Source organism: Cyanobium sp. T1B-Tous, assembly GCF_024345475.1.
Taxonomy (GTDB): domain Bacteria; phylum Cyanobacteriota; class Cyanobacteriia; order PCC-6307; family Cyanobiaceae; genus Cyanobium_A.
Genome location: NZ_JAGQBE010000011.1, coordinates 1 through 18223, shown reverse-complemented (window position 1 = coordinate 18223; position 18223 = coordinate 1). Strand labels below are relative to the sequence as shown.

Genomic DNA, 18223 nt, shown 5'->3' with positions numbered 1-18223 from the left:
TGAAGTCCGGCGGTCATGCCGGCAGGTAATAGCGCACGAGGGTAAACACCCGGTTGCCACTGGCATCGAGGGCCCGGTGCATGTTGATGCCGCGCTGGTTGAGCAGCAGGGAATCAAAGCGGTAGCGAGGGATCGCCATCGGCATCACGATGGTGTGGCTCACCTCGGGGTGGGCCTGCTCTTCGGCGGCCACAAACGCCACAAACGGATCGATCAACGAGGCGTAAGGGCTGTCCAGAATCCGCAGGCTGATGCCAGGCGACTCGCCCACCAGCCGCCCCCAGTCGCGCTGAATCCCGTCGATGTCGTCGCCCTCGGAGCGCACCCACACCGCGGTGACTTGATCCGACACCGTGGCCGCGTAGCGCAGGGCATCCAGGGAAGGACGGGAGAGGGAGGCCATCCAGACGATGCTGCGGTTGCCCACCGGATCGCGCCGGGCCGGCAGGACCAGGCTGCCACTGGAGTCAGCCGGCAGGGCGATGGCGTCATAGACGCGGCGATAGCGATTGCGAATGCTGGCCAGCAGCCACACCAGCAGGGGGATGGCAATCACCACCGTCCAGGCGCCCTCCCCAAACTTGCTCACCACAATCACCAGCAACACCACGAAGGTGGTGAGGGCACCCAGCGCATTGATGGCGAGCCGCCCGAACCAACCAGCACCGCGCCGGCGCCACCAGCGCACCACCATCCCAACCTGGGAGAGGGTGAAGGCCATGAACACGCCGAGGGCATAGAGGTTCACCGCCACGGTGGTGTCGCCCCGGCACACCAGGATGATCAGCGCCGTCGCCGCCAGCAGCACGGCGATGCCGTTCTGGAACACCAGCCGATCGCCGATCCAGCCCATCTGGCGGGGCAGAAACCGATCCTGGGCCAACATTGCCGCCAGGCGTGGGAAGCCCGCAAAGGCGGTGTTGGCCGCCAGGGTGAGGATCAGCAGGGTGGTGATCTGCAGGGCCCAGAACAGCCCACTCCCCGCACCGAACACACGCAGGCCCACCTGGGCCAGCACGGTGCGATCGGGATCGGGGGCCACTCCGTACAGATAGGCCAGGCCACTCACGGCCAGGAACATGGCCCCCAACATCAGGCCCATCACCAACATGGTGGCGCGGGCACGGCGGGCTGCTGGCTCGCGAAACACCGAAACGCCATTGGCAATCGCCTCGATGCCGGTCATGGCCGAACAACCGGAGCTGAAGGCCCGCAACACCAGAAAGGCTCCGAGGGGCTCCACAGCCCGGATGACCGGGGGGGGATCGGGGCTGAAGCCATGGGCCCCCACCAGGTTTTGGAGACCGAACACCGCCAGCAACACCACCATCGCCACAAAGGCGTAGGTGGGGAGGCTGAAGGCCTGACCGGCTTCCCGCAGGCCGCGCAGATTGGCCCAGCCCACCGCCAAGAGCAGCAGCAGGGCCAGGGGCACCTCATAGGGCAGCAGTGCCGGCCAGAGGGAGGAGAGGGCCTGGGTGCCGGCCATCAAACTCACCGCCGCCGTGAGGGTGTAATCCACCAGCAGGGCCGCCGCCGCCACCAGGGAGGGGCCGGTACCGAGGTTCTCCCGGGCCACCACGTAGGAGCCACCGCCCTGGGGGTAGGCCTCGATCGTCTGGCGATAGGACGCCACCACGATCGCGATCAGGGCAACGATCGCCAGGGTGATGGGAAGCGACAAGCGCAGCGCCTGGCTGCCAGCCAACACCAACACCCCCAGGGCCGCCTCCGTGGCATAGGCCACCGACGACAGGGCATCGGAAGCAAGGATCGGCAGGGCCTGCAGGCTGGGCAGCCGCTCGGAGGCCGCGGCCGTTTTGGGGAGAGGCTTGCCAAGCAGCCTGCGGAACAGGGCCGTGGCTGCAGGCTGGTTCACGGTGGTCAGGAGATCAGAGCGCCAGGCTCTCCGGGTTGGTCTCGATCAGCTGGGCCAGGTCCTTGAGGAAGGCAGCGGCGTGGGCGCCGTAGATGGTGCGGTGGTCGCAGGTGAGGTTCACCTGCATCTGGTTGGCCACGCGCATGGAGCCGTCCTTGCCGGCCACCACGGTGGGGCGGGAGGCCGCCACCGCCAGGATCGCGCCCGTGCCCGGAGGCAGGATCGCGTCGAAGCGATCGACGCCGAACATGCCCAGGTTGGAGAGGGTGAAGGTGCCGGTGCTGTACTCCTCAGGCTGCAGCTGTTTGCTGCGGGCCCGGGCCACCAGATCGGCCCAGGTGCGGGCCATCGAATAGATGTCGGTCTTGTCGGCGTTGGCCAGCACGGGGGTGATCAGCCCCCCGTCTTCCATGGCCACGGCCACCGCCACGTTCACGGCGGCGGGGAAGCTCATGGCACTGCCATCGGCGCTGGTGGCCGCGTTCACCTGGGGATGGCGGGCCAGCGCCACGCCCACGGCCTTGGCCAGCAGGGCCGTCATCGTGACGCCCTTGGGCTTCACCTGCTTGTAGAGGGCATCCAGCTTGGTGGTGGTGATCGTGTAGCCCACCCGGAAGCAGGGCACCGCCAGGCTGGCCACCATGTTGCGATTCACCGCCCCCTGAAGGGTGTTGAAGGCCACGCTTTCCCCGGGTCGCCCGAAGGCCTCACCGGCAGGAGCGGGGGCCGCCGCGGCCCCGTTGGCACCGGCAGCGACCACCACGGCAGCACCAGAGCCTTCCGCCACCCGGGGTACGGCCACGGTGAGGCCCAGGGCCCGCTCCACGTCCTCCGCCTGGATCCGGCCGTGGGGACCACTGCCCCGCAGGCTGTCGAGGGCCACGCCGTGCTGGCTCGCCAGCTTCTTGGCGCGGGGAGAGGCCACCACCCGGCCGGAGGCCACGGGAGCCGGCGCCGCAACAGCGACGGGTGCGGGAACCGCCACCGGCGCAGGAGTGGGGGGGGCGCTGACGGGGGGTGCAGCGGCCGCCACAGCTGCGGGAGTGGCGGCTGCGGCCGGAGCCGCCGGCGTCTTGGCGGCCGCCTCGGCAATCTCGGCCTCGGTTTCCACAATCAGGCCGATGGTTTCGCCCACGGGGGCGGTGCCGCCGGCGGGCATCAACACGGCCGCCAGGAAACCCTCGTTGAACGACTCCACGTCCATGTCGGCCTTGTCGGACTCGACGACGAGCACCGACTCACCGCGCTCCACCTTGTCGCCGGGCTTCTTCAGCCACTCCACGATCTTGCCCTCCGTCATGGTGGACGAGAGGGCCGGCATGAAGATTTCGTGGGTGGCCAACGGGGGTCTGCCGCGAGTTGGGCGGATTTTACGTGGCTCCTGGCCAGGGCTCAGGCGCCGGCCTCACGCGCCGGTTTCGATGGCCTCGATCACGCCATCGCGCACCAGGACCGCCGCCTGGAGCTTCTCCACCAGGTTGTCGCCCACCCGCACCTCGCAGAGGCTCTCGATCTGCCCCTGCTCCACGATCTGCTCCATCTCCAGCTCCCGCACCTGGCGCTGCTGCTCAAGCATCTGCCGCTTCTGCTCCTCGAGCTCGGCCCGCTTGGCGGCCACCTGCTGCTGCACCGATGCCACCTGGTCCTGCACCCGGGGGTCGAGCGGGTTGGCACTCTGGCGGCGGATCTCGTCGATCAGCTGTTGCCCCTCCTGCTCCAGCTGGGACAGCTGGCCGTCGACGTTGGCAATGGCGTTGCTGAGTTCGCGCTCGGCGTCTTCCTTCCAGCGGGGCGTGACCACGGCACGCACGGTGATCGTGCGCTTGATCGTCAGGGAGCCGTCGGCCATGGGTCATGCAAAGCAGCGCCCAGGCTGTCAGTGCGGCGGGCCCGGGTCAACGGCCGGTTGGCCGCACCTCAAAGCCGGGCCTTCAACGGGGCGCATAAATGGCCGCAATCGCCTCGCCATCCCGGGCCACGATGCGATCGCGGCGCTGCTTGAGGGTCTGGGTGAGCAGGCCGTTGTCGAGAGTGAAGGGCTCCACCAGGGCCACTCCGGCCAGGCGCTCATCGGGCCGGGAGCCCGGGCGGGCGGCCAGCAGCCGATTGCATTCGCGGGTGAGGACGCGCAGCAGGGCTGCCTCGGCCGGAGCCGACGCCGGGGCCAGACCCGCCGCCACGGCGAAGGCGGCCAGGGCCTCGGCCCGAGGCACCAGCAGGGCACCGAGCTGTTTGCGGTCCTGGCCCACCAGCATCACCTGCTCGATCAGGGGGCTGGCCACCAGGGCCTCCTCCAGCGGGCCGGGCTCGATGTTTTCGCCACTGCTGAGCACGATCGTGTCCTTGGCCCGGCCGGTGAGCACCAGGGAGCCATCGGGCAGCAACTGGCCCAGATCACCCGTGTCAAACCAGCCCTCGCCATCCAGCACCGCCGCGGTGGCCTCCGGCTTGCGCCAGTAGCCCGCCATCACCTGGGGACCGCAGGCCAGCACCCGTCCCCGCTCGCCGATGGCCAGAAGCGCACCCGTGTCCGGATCGACGATCCGCAGGCTGGTGGCCGGCAGGGGCTGGCCGGCACTGCCGCGGCGATTGCTCCAGCTGCGGCGGCAGGTGAGCACCGGGCTGGTTTCGGTGAGGCCGTAGCCCACCAGCAGCGCGATGCCGATTGCCTCAAAGAAGCCATCCACGTGCAAGGCCAGGGCGCCGCCGCCGCTGATCGCCGTGCGCAGCCGCCCGCCCACCAGCTGCTGGCGCACCTTGGGCCACAACAGGGCTGCAGCCAGCCGGTGCAGGGGCCAGCGCAGCAGCGCCTGCGCAGCCGCCCCGAGGCGGCCCGGTAAGGCTTCCGGGGTGAGGGTGAGATCCAGGGCCTGACGTCGCCGCTGGCCGTAGGCGCGGCTGTTGGCCAGGGCGGCCCGCAGCAACCGCTGGCGCGACGCCGGCATCGCCGCCAGGGCATCGTCAAAGCCCGAAAGCAGCGCCTCCCACAGCCGCGGCACACTGATCAGGTAGTGGGGCCGCACCCGCTGCAGGTCGGCGCGCAGCTGCTTGAGGGTGGTGTAGGTCTGGCGGCAGCCACAGGCCAGCAGGAAGTATTCGGCGCTGCGCTCGTAGGAGTGCCAGATCGGCAGCACACTCACCACCCGATCGCCAGGCCGGGGGGCCACAGCCACGCCCAGATGACGCAGCTGGTGCAGCAGGTTGGCGTGGCTGAGGGGGACGCCCTTGGGCTGCCCGGTGGTGCCAGAGGTGTAGAGGATCGTGGCGAGGCGGGCCCCATCCCCGGGCGGGGGCGGAACCGGCGAGCCAGAAGCCAACGCCGCCGCGCCGCGCTCGAGCAGGTCTCCCCAGCCCAGGCAGGGCACCGGTGGCACTCCCTCGCCCTGTTCCCCCTCGAGCACCACCACAAAACGCAGCCGTGCCCATCGCTCTCCGTCGAGGGCGAGGGCTGCCAGCAACCTGGCCGACTCCACCACCAGGCCCACGGCGCCGGAGTCTTCCAGGATGTAGCGCAGCTCCTCCACCGGAGCGGCACTGCCCCGCACCGCATCGGCGCCACCGGCCCGCATCAGTCCCTGGTCGGCTTGGAGCCAGCGGGGGCTGTTTTCGGCGAACAGGGCCACCACATCCCCGGCAGCCACCCCCAGGCCGGCAAAGGCTGCCGCGGCCTGCTCGATGCGCTGGTGCAGCTGGCGGTAGCTGACCTGCTCAGGAGTGGCGGCGTGGGGGGCCTCTAGGGCGATGGCGTCGCCATGGCGTTCGGCCAGCACGGGCCAGAGCTGCTCCAGGCCGGTAAGACCGCTCCAGTCGGCACGGCGGGCCAGGGCCTGGTGGTCGCGGCGGCTGCCGCTCCAGTGGATCTCAGCGGGAGAGGCGGCGCGGGCCACGGCGACGGCAGGGGAATGGCGTGGCCCCAGGGTTACCACCCCTGGAGGCCCTCCTGGGGGTTCGGTGGCCGCAGATCCAACCCGAACCGCCGGGCGAAGGCCCCCAGCAGCGGCTGACGCAGGCCCTGACTGGTGAGCTCCGGCCGCCAGTCCACCAGCCGCCCCACCGGCCGGTCGCTGAGGCCACAGGGCACCACCGCGGCAAAGCCGGCCAGGTCGCCATCCACGTTCAGGGCCAGGCCGTGCTGGCTGATCCAACGGCGCGCCCCGACGCCGATCGCCGCCACCTTGCGGCCCTCCAGCCACACGCCGGTGAGTCCGGCGATGCGCTCGCCCTGGAGATCCAGCCCAGCCAGCAGGTCGATCACCACCTGCTCCAACTCCCGCAGGTAGTGGTGCAGATCCGCACCGTGGCGCTGCAGGTTGAGCACCGGGTAGAGCACCAGCTGGCCCGGGGCGTGGTGGGTCACCTCCCCGCCGCGGTCGATCCGGTGCAGCGGCAGGGGCGGGCGACGGGGATCAAAGCGCAGGAAGGCCTCCGAAGCGCCGCGGCCCAGGGTGTAGCAGGGCTCGTGCTCGAGCAGCAGCACCGCCTCCGGCCCCTCGGGGTGGGCCAGGAGCCGCTGCTGGAGGCTGCGCTGGGCTGCCCAGGCCCGCTCAAACGGCACCGGTTGCGCCGCTTCAAAAAGGATTGCGTCGAGCTTGGGGCCCATCACCAACCGTTCTTAGCGTTGGAGCACCAGAACACCGGAGGCGGTTGCCATCTGATGAAACTGCTGATCCATGGCCGCAATCTTGACGTCACCCCGGCCATCCGGGAGTACACCGAAACCAAGCTGACCCGCGCCATCCACCACTTCGAAGGCCTCGTCAAGGAGGCCGACGTGCACCTCTCGGTTGCCCGCAACCCCCGGGTTCCCCAGCAGACGGTGGAGGTCACGATGTTTGCCAACGGCACCGTGATCCGGGCCCAGGAGCGCAGCGACAACCTCTACGCCAGCATCGACCTGGTGGCCAGCAAGCTGAGCCGCCAGCTGCACCGCTACAAGGACCGCATCCAAGAGCAGAGCCAGGGGCCCGTGCACCGCTCCGCCCGCGACGAGGAGGCCGGTGCCGCCGCCCTGCCGCCCCCCGGCAGCAGCCTGGTGGATGGCAAGGAACCCGAGCTGCCCAGCCCGGGTGTGCGGCGCAAGTACTACGCCATGCCGCTGATGAGCCTCGACGACGCCCTGCACCAGCTGGAGCTGATCGACCACGACTTCTACGTGTTCCGCGACGCCGAGAGCGGCCAGATTCAGGTGGTGTATCACCGCAACCATGGCGGCTTCGGGGTGATCCAGGCCAAGGACGCGTGAGCGCCGACCGGCCCGACCTCAGCCCCCTGATCGACCACGCCCTGCTGGATCCCCACCAGGGCAGCACGGCCATCCGCCAGTGCTGCGAGGAGGCCCGCCACTTCGGCTTTGCCGGGGTGTGCGTGGCCTCCCGCTGGGTGGATACCGCCCGGGAGCAGCTGCCCCGGGAGGGGAAGGGCCCCAGCCCCAGCCTGATCGCCGTGGTGGGCTTTCCCTTCGGCGCGGTGCCGGCCGCGGTGAAACAGGCCGAGGCCGAGGCCGCCGCCGCCGCGGGGGCCGATGAACTCGATGTGGTGCCCGATTTCGGGTCCTTGGCGGATCGCCGCAGCACGCCGATCCACGACGAGCTGGCCGCCATCTGTGAACTGGGCCTGCCGGTGAAAGTGATCCTCGAGGTGGGCCGGCTCGATCCCGAGGCCCTGGCCCTGCTGGTGGAGATCAGCATCGATGCCGGTGCCCGCTTCCTCAAGACCGGCAGTGGCTTCGGCCCGCCGGTGACCGTTCAGCAGGTGCAGCAGCTGCGGGAGCTGGCCCGGGGCCGGGCGGCCATCAAGGCTTCCGGCGGCATCGCCGACCTGGAGCACGCCCTGGCCCTGGTGGAAGCGGGCGCCACCCGCCTCGGCACCAGCCGCGGTGTGGCCCTGGCCCTGGCCCTGCGGAGCTGAGCGCAGCGGTGCCCGAACAGAGCCTGGAGGGCTTGGCCCTGAGCTGCAAGCCCCTCGGCGAAAACGACCGCCTGCTCACCCTGCTGAGCGAAGACCAAGGGGTGATCCGGCTGGCGGTGCCGGGGGCGCGCCGTCCCCGCAGCAGCCTGGCCGCCGCCGTGCCCCTCAGCCACCTGCAGTTGCAGGTGGGCGGTCGCAGCGGCCTGCGGCGCGTGCGCCAGTTGAAGGTGCTGCGCAGCTACAGCGGCCTGGCCCAGCAGCTGGAGGCCCTGGCCGCCGCCCAGGCCCTGAACGAACTGTGCCTCGCCCTGGTGCCCAGCGAATCCCCCGCCCCGGGGATGCTGGCCGACCTGCTGATGCAGCTGGGCCGCCTCGACGTCCTGGTGCGGGAGCGGGGCTGCGACCTGGAGGCCCTGGCCATTGCGGTGCAGGGCAGCGTGCATCTGCTCGCCCTCGGCGGCTACGCCCTGCCCCTGGGCCGTTGCGCCCGCAGCGGCGAGCCGCTGGAGCCCCCCGTGGGCAACTGGGACTGGCGCTGCAGCCTCGTTCCCAGCGAAGGCCTGGTGATCGGCGGCCTGGCGGGAGCCCGGGTGGTGCTCAATGCCTCGGAGCTGGCCCTGCTGCAACGGCTGCTGCGGCCCAACCTGCCCCGCCGGCGCGATGGCGAGCTGATGGGTCCGCTGCCGGTGTGGCTGCACCTGCTCGACCTGGTGGAGCACTGGTGCCAGGAACACCTCGAGCGCCGTCCCCGGGCCTTTCGGCTGCTGCGCTCCGGCTTCTCCCCCGGGGTTGCGGCATCATGACGATCCAGAAGCGGCCCGGGCGAACTTGAGCGGCAGTTCCCACGCCACCGGCCTGCAAGGCGTTTTAGCCCTGCCCGATTTCCGGCGCCTGTGGCTGGGGCAGATCCTGTCCCAACTGGCCGACAAGTTCTACATCGTGTTGATGGTGTTCCTGATCGCCCAGACCTGGGTGCGGGGAACGCCGGAGGCCAATCCCGCCCTGGCCGAGGCCGCGTCGGCGATTCGCCTCGACCTGCCCGAAACCCGGGCCCAGATGATCACCCTGCTGGCCACGGGGATCTATGTGGCCAACACGATCCCGGCCATGGTGCTCGGGACGGTGGCTGGGGTGTGGGCCGACCGCTGGCCCAAGCGGGCCGTGATGGTGGCTTCGAACGCCCTGCGGGCGGGCCTGGTGCTGCTGGCGCCCTTCTGCCTGGTGCAGGGGCCGGAGTGGCTCGGCCTGAGCTGGGGCTACTGGGGCCTGGTGCTGATGACCTTCCTGGAGTCGGTGCTCACCCAGTTTTTCGCCCCCGCCGAACAGGCGGCCATTCCCCAACTGGTGCCCAGCGACCAACTCCTGGCCGCCAATTCCCTCTACCAGGCCACCAGCATGGCGGCCACCATCGTGGGATTTGCCCTGGGCGATCCCATCCTGCGGCTGCTGCATCTGGCCCTGCAGCGGATCGGCATCGACGGCGGCGAATTCCTGCTGCTGCCCTTCTGTTACGGGATGGCGGCGGTGGCCATCAGCCGGATTCGCTGGCAGGAGGAGCCCCGGCCACCCAGCCGAACCTCGGTGTGGCAGGAAATCGGCGAGGGGGTCCAGGTGCTGCGGGAGCGCCCCCGGGTGCGCAGCGCCATGGTGCAGCTGGTGCTGCTCTACAGCCTGCTGGCGGCCCTCTACGTGCTGGCCATCAGCCTGGCGTCGGCCATCCCCAGGCTGGGTCCCACCCAGTTCGGCACCCTGCTGGCGATGAGCGGCCTGGGCCTGGCCATCGGCGCCCTGGCCGTGGCCCAGCTGGGCCAGGGCCTCAACCGCCGCCACCTGGCCGCCACCGGACTGGGCACGATTGCCTGGAGTCTGGTGCTGCTGGGACAGCTGCGCGGCAACCTTGTGTTCACCCTGCTGCTCTGCGCCGTGCTCGGGGTGGGCTCGGCCCTGCTGGCGATCCCCGCCCAGACCACGATCCAGGAGGAGACGCCGGAGGAGCTGCGGGGCAAGGTGTTCGGCCTGCAGAACAACCTGATCAACATCGCCTTGAGCCTGCCGCTGGTGCTGGCGGGCACGGTGGTGAGCCGCTACGGGCTGTTGCCGGTGCTCTGGGGCCTAGCCGCTGTGGCCCTGATTGCCGCTCTGCTCGAGCGCCCCTGGCAACGCTGTTAGCGTGGTCTCCCGGACGCGCGAGCCCTGGTGGCCCACATTGCCTGGCTGGGCAAGAAAACCCCGTTCTGCGGCAACGTCACCTACGGACTGACCACCACCCATGCGCTGCGCAGCCGCGGCCACGGGATCAGCTTTATCCACTTCGATACGCCGGCCGGCAGCCTGGGCCGTTCCGGCGACGTGTTGCCAGAGGTTGAGAACCTCGGCGACAGCAATGGCGGGGGCCCGGAAGTGGCCCTGCCTTACCTGGTGAAATCCCAGGTGTACACGATTCCCTCCCTGGGGGCCCAACGGGAGCTGCGCGAGTCCCTCGAGCGGCTCAAGCCCGACCTGGTGCACGCCAGCCTCACCCTCTCCCCCCTGGACTTCCGCCTGCCCGACCTCTGCCAGCAGCTGGGGCTGCCGGTGGTGGCGACGTTCCATCCCGCCTTTGACGCCAGCCTGCGCAACCTCACCGCCGGCACCCAGCAGCTCACGTACCAGCTCTACGCCCCGACCCTGGCCAAATTCGACAAGGTGATCGTGTTCTCCGAGCTGCAGGCCGACGTGCTGCTGCGCCTGGGCGTGCGGGCCGAGCGGCTGGCGGTGATCCCCAACGGCGTCGACACCGACACCTGGCGTCCCGCCCCCGACAGCCTCCCCGGCGGGGGCCAGCCCAGCCCCGAGCTGCAGGAGCTGCGCCAGCGCTTTGCCGGCCGGCGCGTCTTCCTTTACATGGGGCGGGTGGCCACCGAGAAAAACGTGGAGGCCCTGATCAAGGCCTGGCGGCTCGTGCGCCCAGCCGGCTGCGTGCTGGTGATCGTGGGCGATGGCCCCCTGCGCAGCGCCCTGCAGGCCACGGGCGATGAACCCGACCTGGTGTGGTGGGGCTACGAGCCCAGCCTGGAGCGACGGGTGGCCTTCCAGCAGCTGGCGGAAGTGTTCCTGCTGCCCTCCCTGGTGGAGGGACTGAGCCTGGCCCTGCTCGAAGCGATGGCCGGCGGCACCGCCTGCATCGCCACCGATGCCGGCGCCGATGGGGAAGTGCTCGAAGGGGGCGCCGGCATTGTGATCAGCACCCAGGGGGTCACCACCCAGCTGCGCACCCTGTTGCCGGTGCTGCGCGACCAACCCGTCCTCACCGCCGAGCTGGGCCGCCGCGCCCGCCAGCGGGCCCTGGAGCGCTACACCCTGGAGGGCAACATCAACGCCCTCGAAGCGCTCTACGCCGAGCTGGTGCCCCAGGGCTCACTGGTGGTGTGATGCGGGTCCGCTGAACCCGGCCTGGCGGGCACGAATGGTGTCGAGACCCACCAGCAGGGCGTAGCGCTCGAAATCCAACATGCGGCCTTCGAAGCCGGCACTGGTGCCGTGCTGACGCAGGTGCTGGGCCCAGTCCTGCAGGGCCTGGGCCGCCGTGAACACCGAGCCGCAGGGATGGGCCACCACCGCATACCCCATCTCCTGCAGGGCCTCGGCCGTGAGCAGCGGGGTGCGGCCGCCTTCAATCAGGTTGGCCATGCTGGGAGTCCCCAGCTCGGCGAGCAGCTGGTTGGCAGCGCGCATGGCCGCCTCGCTCTCCAGGGCTTCCACGAACACCAGATCGGCACCGGCCGCTGCGTAGAGGCGGGCGCGGCGCAGCGCCTCGTCGAGGCCGAGCACGCCAGCGGCATCGGTGCGGGCCGTGATCACCAGATCGGGGTCCTGCCGGGCCCAGAGGGCCGCCTGCAGCTTGGGCAGGAACTCCTCCACCGGCACCACCTGCTTGCCGGCCATATGGCCGCAACGCTTGGGATAGGTCTGGTCCTCAATGAACAGGGCCGCAGCCCCGGCGCGCTCCGCCTCCCGCACGGCACGAATCACGTTATTGACATCGCCGAAGCCCGTATCCAGATCCACGAACACCGGGATCGCCACGGCCTGGCAAATCCGGCCGTAGGCCTGCAGCATCTCGCTGGCACTCAGCAAGCCGATATCAGGGGCCCCCAGCAGGCTTCCCGACAGCCCGTAGCCAGCCGCCGCAATTGCCTCGAAACCGGCTTGCTCCAGGATCCGGGCCGAGAGCCCGTCGTGGCAGCAGGGCATTTGCAGGATCTGCGGCGCCGCCAGCAGCTGGCGGAAGCGGCTGGTGGCACGCAACCCGCTCATCCCGGATCCAGCTCCCGGCAGCAGGCGGCAAAGGCTGCCGCCGGATCGGCTGCCGCCGTGATCGGCCGGCCGATCACCAACTGGCTGGCTCCTGCGGCCAGGGCCTGGGCCGGCGTGAGCACCCGCTGCTGATCCCCCAGGGCCGCCCCAGCCGGGCGAATGCCCGGGGTAACGAGGGCGAAGGGCTCGGGGTGGGCCGCCCGCAGGGCCGTCACTTCCAGGGGGGAGCACACGCAACCACCGATGCCGGCGCCGGCCGCCAGCTGGGCCAGCCGGGGCACGTAGTCGGCCACGGGCTCGCCGATGGCCAGCTCGCCGGCGAAGCGGGCCGGATCCCAGCTGGTGAGCACCGTCACCGCCAGCAGGGTGGGAGCCGGCAGGCCAGCCGCCGCGGCCGACTCCACCGCCGCCGCCTGGGCCGCCGCCAGGGCCTCACTGCCAGCACAGGCATGCACCGTGATCAGCTCAGCCCCCAGCCGCGCCGCGCTGCGGCAGGAACCGGCCATGGTGGCCGGGATGTCGTGGAACTTGAGATCGAGGAACACCCGCTGGCCCTGATCGCGCAGCTGCTGCACCACGGCCGGCCCGCCGGCCACGAACAGCTCCAGGCCCACCTTCACCCAGCGCAGGCCCGGCAAGGCCCGCGCCAGGGCCAGGGCCTGGGCGGGCGCCATGCCGTCGAGGGCGACGATGATCCGATCGGCAGGATCGAGCAAGGGCCGCTGACAGCTGAATTGCAGGTTAGGGAGGGCGTCGCCCAGGCGACATGGCGATGGCATCAGCACTGCATCGAGGTGCCGATCCCACCACCCAGGCTGGACCCGTGCGAGCCGTGGCCATGGCCTTCTCCGAGCCCACCCCCCTGCCGGTGTCCCTCAGCCTGGAGCTAGCCCCGTGCTGCCCCCTGCCTGCCTGGCACCCCTGGGGCGATGCCGTCATCACCATCCCCTGCCGCTGCGGTGATGGGGCGGTGGCGGATGGGGCAACGGCCCAGAGCCCGAGCTGGGACGACCTGCTCGGCACCCGCTAAGCGCTGCTGGTTGGGGTCTCGTCCGGAGCCCTCAGTCCAGCACCAGCCGCCGGAAGGTCTTCTTGCCCAGCTGCAGCACCTTGCCGGCGAGGGCCTCGGCGCCGGCGAACTCCTGGTTGGGATCGGCCAGCTTCAAGCCATCGAGCTTCACCCCGCCCCCCTGGATCTGGCGGCGGGCCTCGCTGCTGCTGGCACAGAGGCCCACGGCGCTGAGCAGATAGAAGGCCTTGGCCGGGAAATTCACGGCCGCCAGGGAGGCCTCAGGCACCTCGGCATCGGCTGCCCCGGCGCCTTGGGCACCGCCCACCAAGCTGGCCGCATCGGCCTGGGCGGCACTGGCGGCCGCCGCCCCATGGCGCTGGCGGGTGATCTCCAGGGCCATCGCCTTCTGGCGCTCGCGGGGGTTGGCCGGCAGCGCCTCCAGGTCCAGGTTGGTGAGCAGGGTGAGGTAGTCCTCCACCACCGCATCGGGCACCTTCTCGAGCTTGGAATACATCGAGAGAGGGTCGTCGCTGAGACCCACCGTGTTGCCCAGGCTCTTGCTCATCTTCTGCACGCCATCGAGGCCCGGCAGGATCGGCAGGAGCATCCCGAACTGGGGGCGCTGGCCGAAATGGCGCTGCAGATCGCGGCCCATGGCCACATTGAACTTCTGGTCGGTGCCGCCGAGTTCCAGGTCGGCCTCAATGGCCACCGAGTCGTAGCCCTGCAGCAGCGGGTAGAGGAACTCGTGCAGGGAAATGGGCGTGCCGGAGCCGTAGCGATTGGCGAAGTCTTCCTTGGCCAGCATCTGACCCACGGTGCTGGTGCCCAGCAGTTCGATCACCTTGGGCAGATCCAGGCCCGCCAGCCATTCACTGTTGCGGCGCACCTCCAGCCGACCGGGGGTGTGGAAATCAAGCAGGGCCCGCTCCGGGTCCTGCCCCAGGCCCAGCTGCACGAGATAGGTGTCCGCATTGGCCTCCACCTCGGCGGCGCTGAGCTGCACCCGGGTGGCACTCTTGCCCGTGGGATCCCCAATGCGGGCGGTGAAGTCGCCGATGATCAGCACCGCGGTGTGGCCCGCATCCTGGAAAGCCCGCAGCTTGCGGAACAGGATCGAGTGACCCAGGTGGATGTCGGAGCCCGTGGGGTCGATGCCGAGCTTCACCCGCAACGGCACACCGCGGCGCTCTGCCTGGTCGAGCCGGGCACGGAGCTGTTGATCCGGATCCTCGGCTGCCGCACCAGCTGGGAACAGGTCGGCCATACCCCGGGCCAGCCAGGCCGGCAGGGAGGCCTTCAGGGCGGACGGTTGCACTGCAGACGGTTGCACTGCGGACGGTTGCGATCCGGTCATCAGCGCAGGCCCCCTGGGTGGCGGTGTGGCCGGATCGTACGCAGCCGCTAAGCGGGGGTATCGAGCTGACCCTTCATGCGCTCGAGGGTCTGGTGCATCTGCTGGAACATGGTTTCGGGCGTCAGGCCGAACTGGCTGAGCTGGGTCCGCAGCTGCTCCACGGTGAGCTTGGCCTGGAAATCCTCGGAGAGTTCGAAGCGCTTCATGAACACCCGATAGCGCTCCATCATGTCTTCCATCTTTTCGATGTAGAGCTTCTTGCCCTCGCGATCGAACTTGCCGTACTCACCGCCGAGCTGCATCAGCTGCTGGTAGTCGCCGAACAGACGCTTGGCTTCGTCCTGAACGATCTCGGATTCAAAGAACGCCATGACCCTGGCAGCGTTGCGGTGGTCCGATTCTGGTGACCAAGGGCCCCTCTGGGGAGTGCGGATAGACGTAATCCCGCCAGCATGGAACCAGTGCTCGGCGCCCGTGAGCCCCAGCCATGGACTTCACTCCCAAGCTCGAGCAGCTCCGTCGCAACACCGGCCAGATCCACAACCTGCTGCGCGAGGCCCGGCTGGTGACCTGCCTCGGCAACCGGGCCCTGCTGAGTCTGTTTGTGGGCGCCCTGGTGGACCGGGAGCAGCTGGTCGGGGCCGCCACCTGCGAAGCAGCAGGGCTGGCCCTGGTGGAGCGGCACCAACCCTCCATGGTGTTTTTGAGCGACACCCTGGAGCAGGGGTCGGGGGTGGCCCTGGTGCAGGAGATCAAACAACGCTGGCCAACAATCCACACCCTGCTGCTGGTCACCCAGGAGCACCGCCAGGCGGCGATCCAGCGCGCCATCGCGGCCGGCTGTGATGGCCTGCTGGTGGAGTCCCGCCTCGGCCTGGGCAGCGCCATGGCCGCCCTGCATGCCATCAGCGGCGGCGGCGTTTACGTGGACCGCAGCCTCACCGAACTGTTTCGCCAGGGTCCGGCTGGCCCGGGCCCCCTCGAAGCCCTGAGCGAGCGCGAGCGCGAGGTGCTGACCCTGGTGGCGCGGGGCGACAGCAACGGCGAAATCGGCCAGCAGTTGTTTGTCACGCCCGACACCGTGAAAACCCACCTGCGCCATCTCAGCCGCAAGCTCCAGGCCCGCGACCGCACCCACGCCGCCGTGCTCGGCCTGCGCTGGGGTCTGATCGACTGGCCTGACCACGAAGACCCCCGCTAGGTTCAGGCGGATTTGATGCGGTGGCGCTCCGCCATGGCCCAGCGGCACTGGTTGGATCCCCTGGCCCGTCAGGTGCTGCGGGCCACTGGCCAGATTCCGGCGCCCAGCCGCCAGCCCCCCCAGCCCTCCTGCGGCGAGGCTCCCGCCGAAGAGCGCCACCGGGAGCACGTGGAGCGGGATCTGCTGGCCCTGAAACTCCAGCAGGACCCCAACCTCCGCCTGGAGGACGCCGCAGCCGTGGAGCGCGCCGCCGCCCTGGGTTGGCGTCTCGACGTGAACCGCGCCACCGCCGCCGACTGGCTGCGACTGCCCGGCCTGGAGCCAGCCCAGGTGGACCTGCTGCTGCGTCTCCAAGCCGGCGGCGTCCAGCTGAGCGGCAGCGACGACCTGCAACGGGTGCTGGAGCTGCCCGACGCCATGGTGCAGGCCTGGCTGCCCCTGCTGGAGTTTCGCTGGTACGGCGAACCCGCCCTGGCGGCAGGCCCCCCCAGCCGGATCGATCTCAACCGGGCCCCAGCCCGGGAGCTGGAGCCCCTGGGCCTGGGAGCGGAACGGCTCAACCGGCTGTTGCGGGAGCGGGGGCGCGGCCCCTTCCTGGATCTGGCCGACCTGCAGCAGCGGCTGCAGTTGCCGGCCGCGCTGGTGGAAAGCTGGATCGGCCGGGTTCAGTTCCGGCCCGGTCCGGCTGGACCGGTGTTGCCGCCCTCCGCCAGGGACCGCTAGGGCCATGGCACGCCAGGGGGAACTGTTCGGCCCATCGGCCCTCACAGGCGCGAAGGAGGGCGGAGCCCAGGAGCTTCCGCTGCTGGCCCACCAGCTGCTGGAGTGGCAGGCCCGCCTGGCCGCCCACCAGCACCCCCTGCTGAGCGAGCAGGGCGACGCCCCTCAGCAGGGCTCCCTGTTCGGCGAACCGGGTCCAGCCACCGCTGGGCAGGCCGAGCCGCCCAACCCCCTGATGCTGCGGCCCCAACCCCTGTCCTTCTGGCGCTGGCCCACGGCTCCCCAGCGGGGTGCGGCCCTCTATTTTGTGGCTGATCGCCCCGCCAACCTGGGCCAGCCCCTGCTCCTCTACGTCGGGGAGACGGGCCGGGCCGACCAGCGCTGGAAGGGCGAACATGACTGCAAGGCCTACCTGGCGGCCTACAGCGAGGCGCTGCTGGCCGCTGGCCTGACCTGCCAGCTGAGCATCCGCTTCTGGCTGGATGCACCCGAGGCCACCCGGCCACGGCGGGCCCTCGAGCAGGCGCTGATCCAGCGCTGGCTGCCCCCCTTCAACAAGGAAACCCGCAGCCGCTGGGCCACGCCCTTCCAGGCGGAGTGAACCGGATCGCCCTGGCTACGATCGCGCCACCCCCGGCCGGCCCATGGAGTTTCGCTGCATCCCCGACACCCTGCCCACGGTTCTGGACCAGTGGGACGGGGATTGCCTGGCCGTCGGCCTGTTCGCCGGCAGCGACACCCCAGAAGCCGGGCAACCCGAGCCGGTGCTGCTGGCCCAGCTGGCGGCCCGCCTCGACCCATCTCTTCCTGGCCGGCTGGAGCAACGGCGCTTCAAGGCCAAGCCCGGCACCTGCCTGAGCCTGGAGCGCCTCGACGGCGCCCCCCAGACCCTGATCCTGGTGGGCCTGGGGGCCCCGGCCGACTTTGACCTCACAGGCCTGCGCCAGGCCTGCGCCGCCGCCAGCCAGGCCGCCGCCACCGCCGGGGCCCGCCATCTCGGCCTGGCCATGCCGCTGGCAGGGCTGGAGTCCGGCGCCGCAGCCCGGACCATGGCCGAGGCCGCCCGCCTGGCCCTGTTCAGCGACCAGCGCTTCAAGGGAGAACCCGAGCCCCGGAACCTGCCGGAGACGGTCAGCCTGATCGGTCTGGCCGAGGTTGCCCAGCCCACCCTGGCGGCGGTGTCGGCCACTTGCGCAGGCGTGGAGCTGGCCCGGGAGCTGGTGGCGGCCCCACCCAACGTGGCCACCCCCCAGCACCTGGCGGACACCGCTGCTGCGATCTCCCACGACTTCGGCCTGGAGCTGAGGGTGCTGGAGCGCAACGACTGCGAGGCCCTGGGCATGGGCTCCTACCTGGCGGTGGCCCAGGGCTCCGATCTGGCGCCGAAATTCATCCACCTCACCTACCGCCCCGCCGGTGAGGCCAGCCGCCGGCTGGTGCTGGTGGGCAAGGGCCTCACCTTCGATTCCGGCGGCTACAACCTCAAAACCGCCGGCTCCCAGATCGAGATGATGAAGTACGACATGGGGGGCAGCGCGGCGGTGCTGGGGGCCATGCGGGCCATCGCCGAGCTGAAGCCCGCCGGCGTGGAGGTGCACATGATCGTGGCCGCCTGCGAAAACATGATCAGCGGCGGGGCCATCCACCCCGGCGCGATCGTGACCGCCTCCAACGGCAAAACGATTGAAATCAACAACACCGATGCCGAGGGGCGGCTCACCCTGGCCGATGCCCTGGTGTATGCCTGCAAGCTCGAGCCCGATGCGGTGGTGGATCTGGCCACCCTCACCGGGGCCTGTGTGATCGCCCTGGGCGAGGAGATGGCGGGCCTCTGGTCCAACAACGACGGCT

19 protein-coding genes are annotated in these 18223 nt (G+C 70.4%); 10 read left to right on the top strand and 9 right to left on the bottom strand.

Features of this window, described 5'->3' with window-relative positions:
• Positions 1–13: 13 nt before the first annotated feature.
• The 5 genes from KBY71_RS04355 to lipB form a co-directional block, all read right to left on the bottom strand.
• On the bottom strand, positions 14–1879 hold the full coding sequence (locus KBY71_RS04355) for an APC family permease (RefSeq protein WP_254927740.1): 1866 nt from the start codon (positions 1877–1879) through the stop codon (positions 14–16).
• 13 nt (positions 1880–1892) lie between these two features.
• Positions 1893–3221 carry a dihydrolipoamide acetyltransferase family protein gene (locus KBY71_RS04350; RefSeq protein ID WP_254927739.1) on the bottom strand — a complete coding sequence of 443 codons (1329 nt, stop codon included), beginning with the start codon at positions 3219–3221 and terminating at the stop codon, positions 1893–1895.
• 63 nt (positions 3222–3284) lie between these two features.
• Positions 3285–3728, bottom strand: a complete 444-nt coding sequence (locus KBY71_RS04345) for a YlqD family protein (protein WP_254927738.1) — start codon at positions 3726–3728, stop codon at positions 3285–3287.
• Positions 3729–3810: 82 nt separating this feature from the next.
• Positions 3811–5766: an AMP-binding protein gene (locus tag KBY71_RS04340; RefSeq protein WP_254927737.1), complete on the bottom strand. Its 1956-nt coding sequence runs from the start codon at positions 5764–5766 to the stop codon at positions 3811–3813.
• A gap of 32 nt (positions 5767–5798) precedes the next feature.
• Entirely contained in the window at positions 5799–6479 is a 681-nt protein-coding gene (lipB, locus tag KBY71_RS04335; RefSeq protein ID WP_254927736.1) for a lipoyl(octanoyl) transferase LipB, read from the bottom strand.
• Positions 6480–6533: 54 nt separating this feature from the next.
• Here lipB and hpf point away from each other — a divergent pair, with 54 nt between their 5' ends.
• Genes hpf through KBY71_RS04310 form a run of 5 tightly spaced genes read left to right on the top strand, consistent with a single transcriptional unit; the run spans position 6534 to position 11197 of the window.
• Positions 6534–7121, top strand: coding sequence for a ribosome hibernation-promoting factor, HPF/YfiA family (gene hpf, locus KBY71_RS04330; RefSeq protein WP_254927735.1), 588 nt, complete (start codon positions 6534–6536; stop codon positions 7119–7121).
• A complete protein-coding gene (deoC, locus tag KBY71_RS04325; RefSeq protein ID WP_254927734.1) occupies positions 7118–7786 on the top strand; it encodes a deoxyribose-phosphate aldolase in 669 nt (222 codons plus the stop codon). The genes hpf and deoC overlap by 4 nt, the downstream gene beginning before the upstream one ends.
• A gap of 8 nt (positions 7787–7794) precedes the next feature.
• Positions 7795–8589, top strand: coding sequence for a DNA repair protein RecO (recO, locus tag KBY71_RS04320; protein ID WP_254927733.1), 795 nt, complete (start codon positions 7795–7797; stop codon positions 8587–8589).
• Positions 8590–8614: 25 nt separating this feature from the next.
• Complete coding sequence (locus KBY71_RS04315) at positions 8615–9955, top strand: MFS transporter (RefSeq protein ID WP_254927732.1); 1341 nt, start codon at positions 8615–8617, stop codon at positions 9953–9955.
• A 27-nt stretch (positions 9956–9982) separates the two neighbouring features.
• On the top strand, positions 9983–11197 hold the full coding sequence (locus tag KBY71_RS04310) for a glycosyltransferase family 4 protein (protein WP_254927731.1): 1215 nt from the start codon (positions 9983–9985) through the stop codon (positions 11195–11197).
• Here KBY71_RS04310 and KBY71_RS04305 read toward each other — a convergent pair.
• Together KBY71_RS04305 and pyrF are read right to left on the bottom strand one after the other, a co-directional pair.
• Entirely contained in the window at positions 11183–12082 is a 900-nt protein-coding gene (locus KBY71_RS04305) for an oxaloacetate decarboxylase (protein ID WP_254927730.1), read from the bottom strand. The two genes, KBY71_RS04310 and KBY71_RS04305, sit on opposite strands and share 15 nt — an antisense overlap.
• Complete coding sequence (gene pyrF / locus KBY71_RS04300) at positions 12079–12798, bottom strand: orotidine-5'-phosphate decarboxylase (RefSeq protein ID WP_254927729.1); 720 nt, start codon at positions 12796–12798, stop codon at positions 12079–12081. Before pyrF ends, KBY71_RS04305 begins: the two co-directional genes overlap by 4 nt.
• A gap of 56 nt (positions 12799–12854) precedes the next feature.
• Between pyrF and KBY71_RS04295 the strand changes: the two genes are divergently transcribed.
• Complete coding sequence (locus tag KBY71_RS04295) at positions 12855–13112, top strand: hypothetical protein (protein WP_254927728.1); 258 nt, start codon at positions 12855–12857, stop codon at positions 13110–13112.
• 31 nt (positions 13113–13143) lie between these two features.
• Here KBY71_RS04295 and tyrS read toward each other — a convergent pair whose 3' ends face one another.
• Both tyrS and KBY71_RS04285 read right to left on the bottom strand, forming a co-directional pair.
• Positions 13144–14361 carry a tyrosine--tRNA ligase gene (tyrS, locus tag KBY71_RS04290; protein WP_254927789.1) on the bottom strand — a complete coding sequence of 406 codons (1218 nt, stop codon included), beginning with the start codon at positions 14359–14361 and terminating at the stop codon, positions 13144–13146.
• 137 nt (positions 14362–14498) lie between these two features.
• On the bottom strand, positions 14499–14822 hold the full coding sequence (locus KBY71_RS04285) for a DUF1825 family protein (RefSeq protein WP_254927727.1): 324 nt from the start codon (positions 14820–14822) through the stop codon (positions 14499–14501).
• Positions 14823–14938: 116 nt separating this feature from the next.
• Here KBY71_RS04285 and KBY71_RS04280 point away from each other — a divergent pair, with 116 nt between their 5' ends.
• The 4 genes from KBY71_RS04280 to KBY71_RS04265 form a co-directional block, all read left to right on the top strand.
• On the top strand, positions 14939–15652 hold the full coding sequence (locus KBY71_RS04280; RefSeq protein WP_254927726.1) for a response regulator transcription factor: 714 nt from the start codon (positions 14939–14941) through the stop codon (positions 15650–15652).
• Positions 15653–15667: 15 nt separating this feature from the next.
• Complete coding sequence (locus tag KBY71_RS04275) at positions 15668–16375, top strand: hypothetical protein (RefSeq protein ID WP_254927725.1); 708 nt, start codon at positions 15668–15670, stop codon at positions 16373–16375.
• Between the two features lie 4 nt (positions 16376–16379).
• Positions 16380–16973: a GIY-YIG nuclease family protein gene (locus KBY71_RS04270; RefSeq protein WP_254927724.1), complete on the top strand. Its 594-nt coding sequence runs from the start codon at positions 16380–16382 to the stop codon at positions 16971–16973.
• A gap of 43 nt (positions 16974–17016) precedes the next feature.
• A partial coding sequence (locus KBY71_RS04265) for a leucyl aminopeptidase (RefSeq protein WP_254927723.1) occupies positions 17017–18223 on the top strand: 1207 nt, incomplete at its 3' end.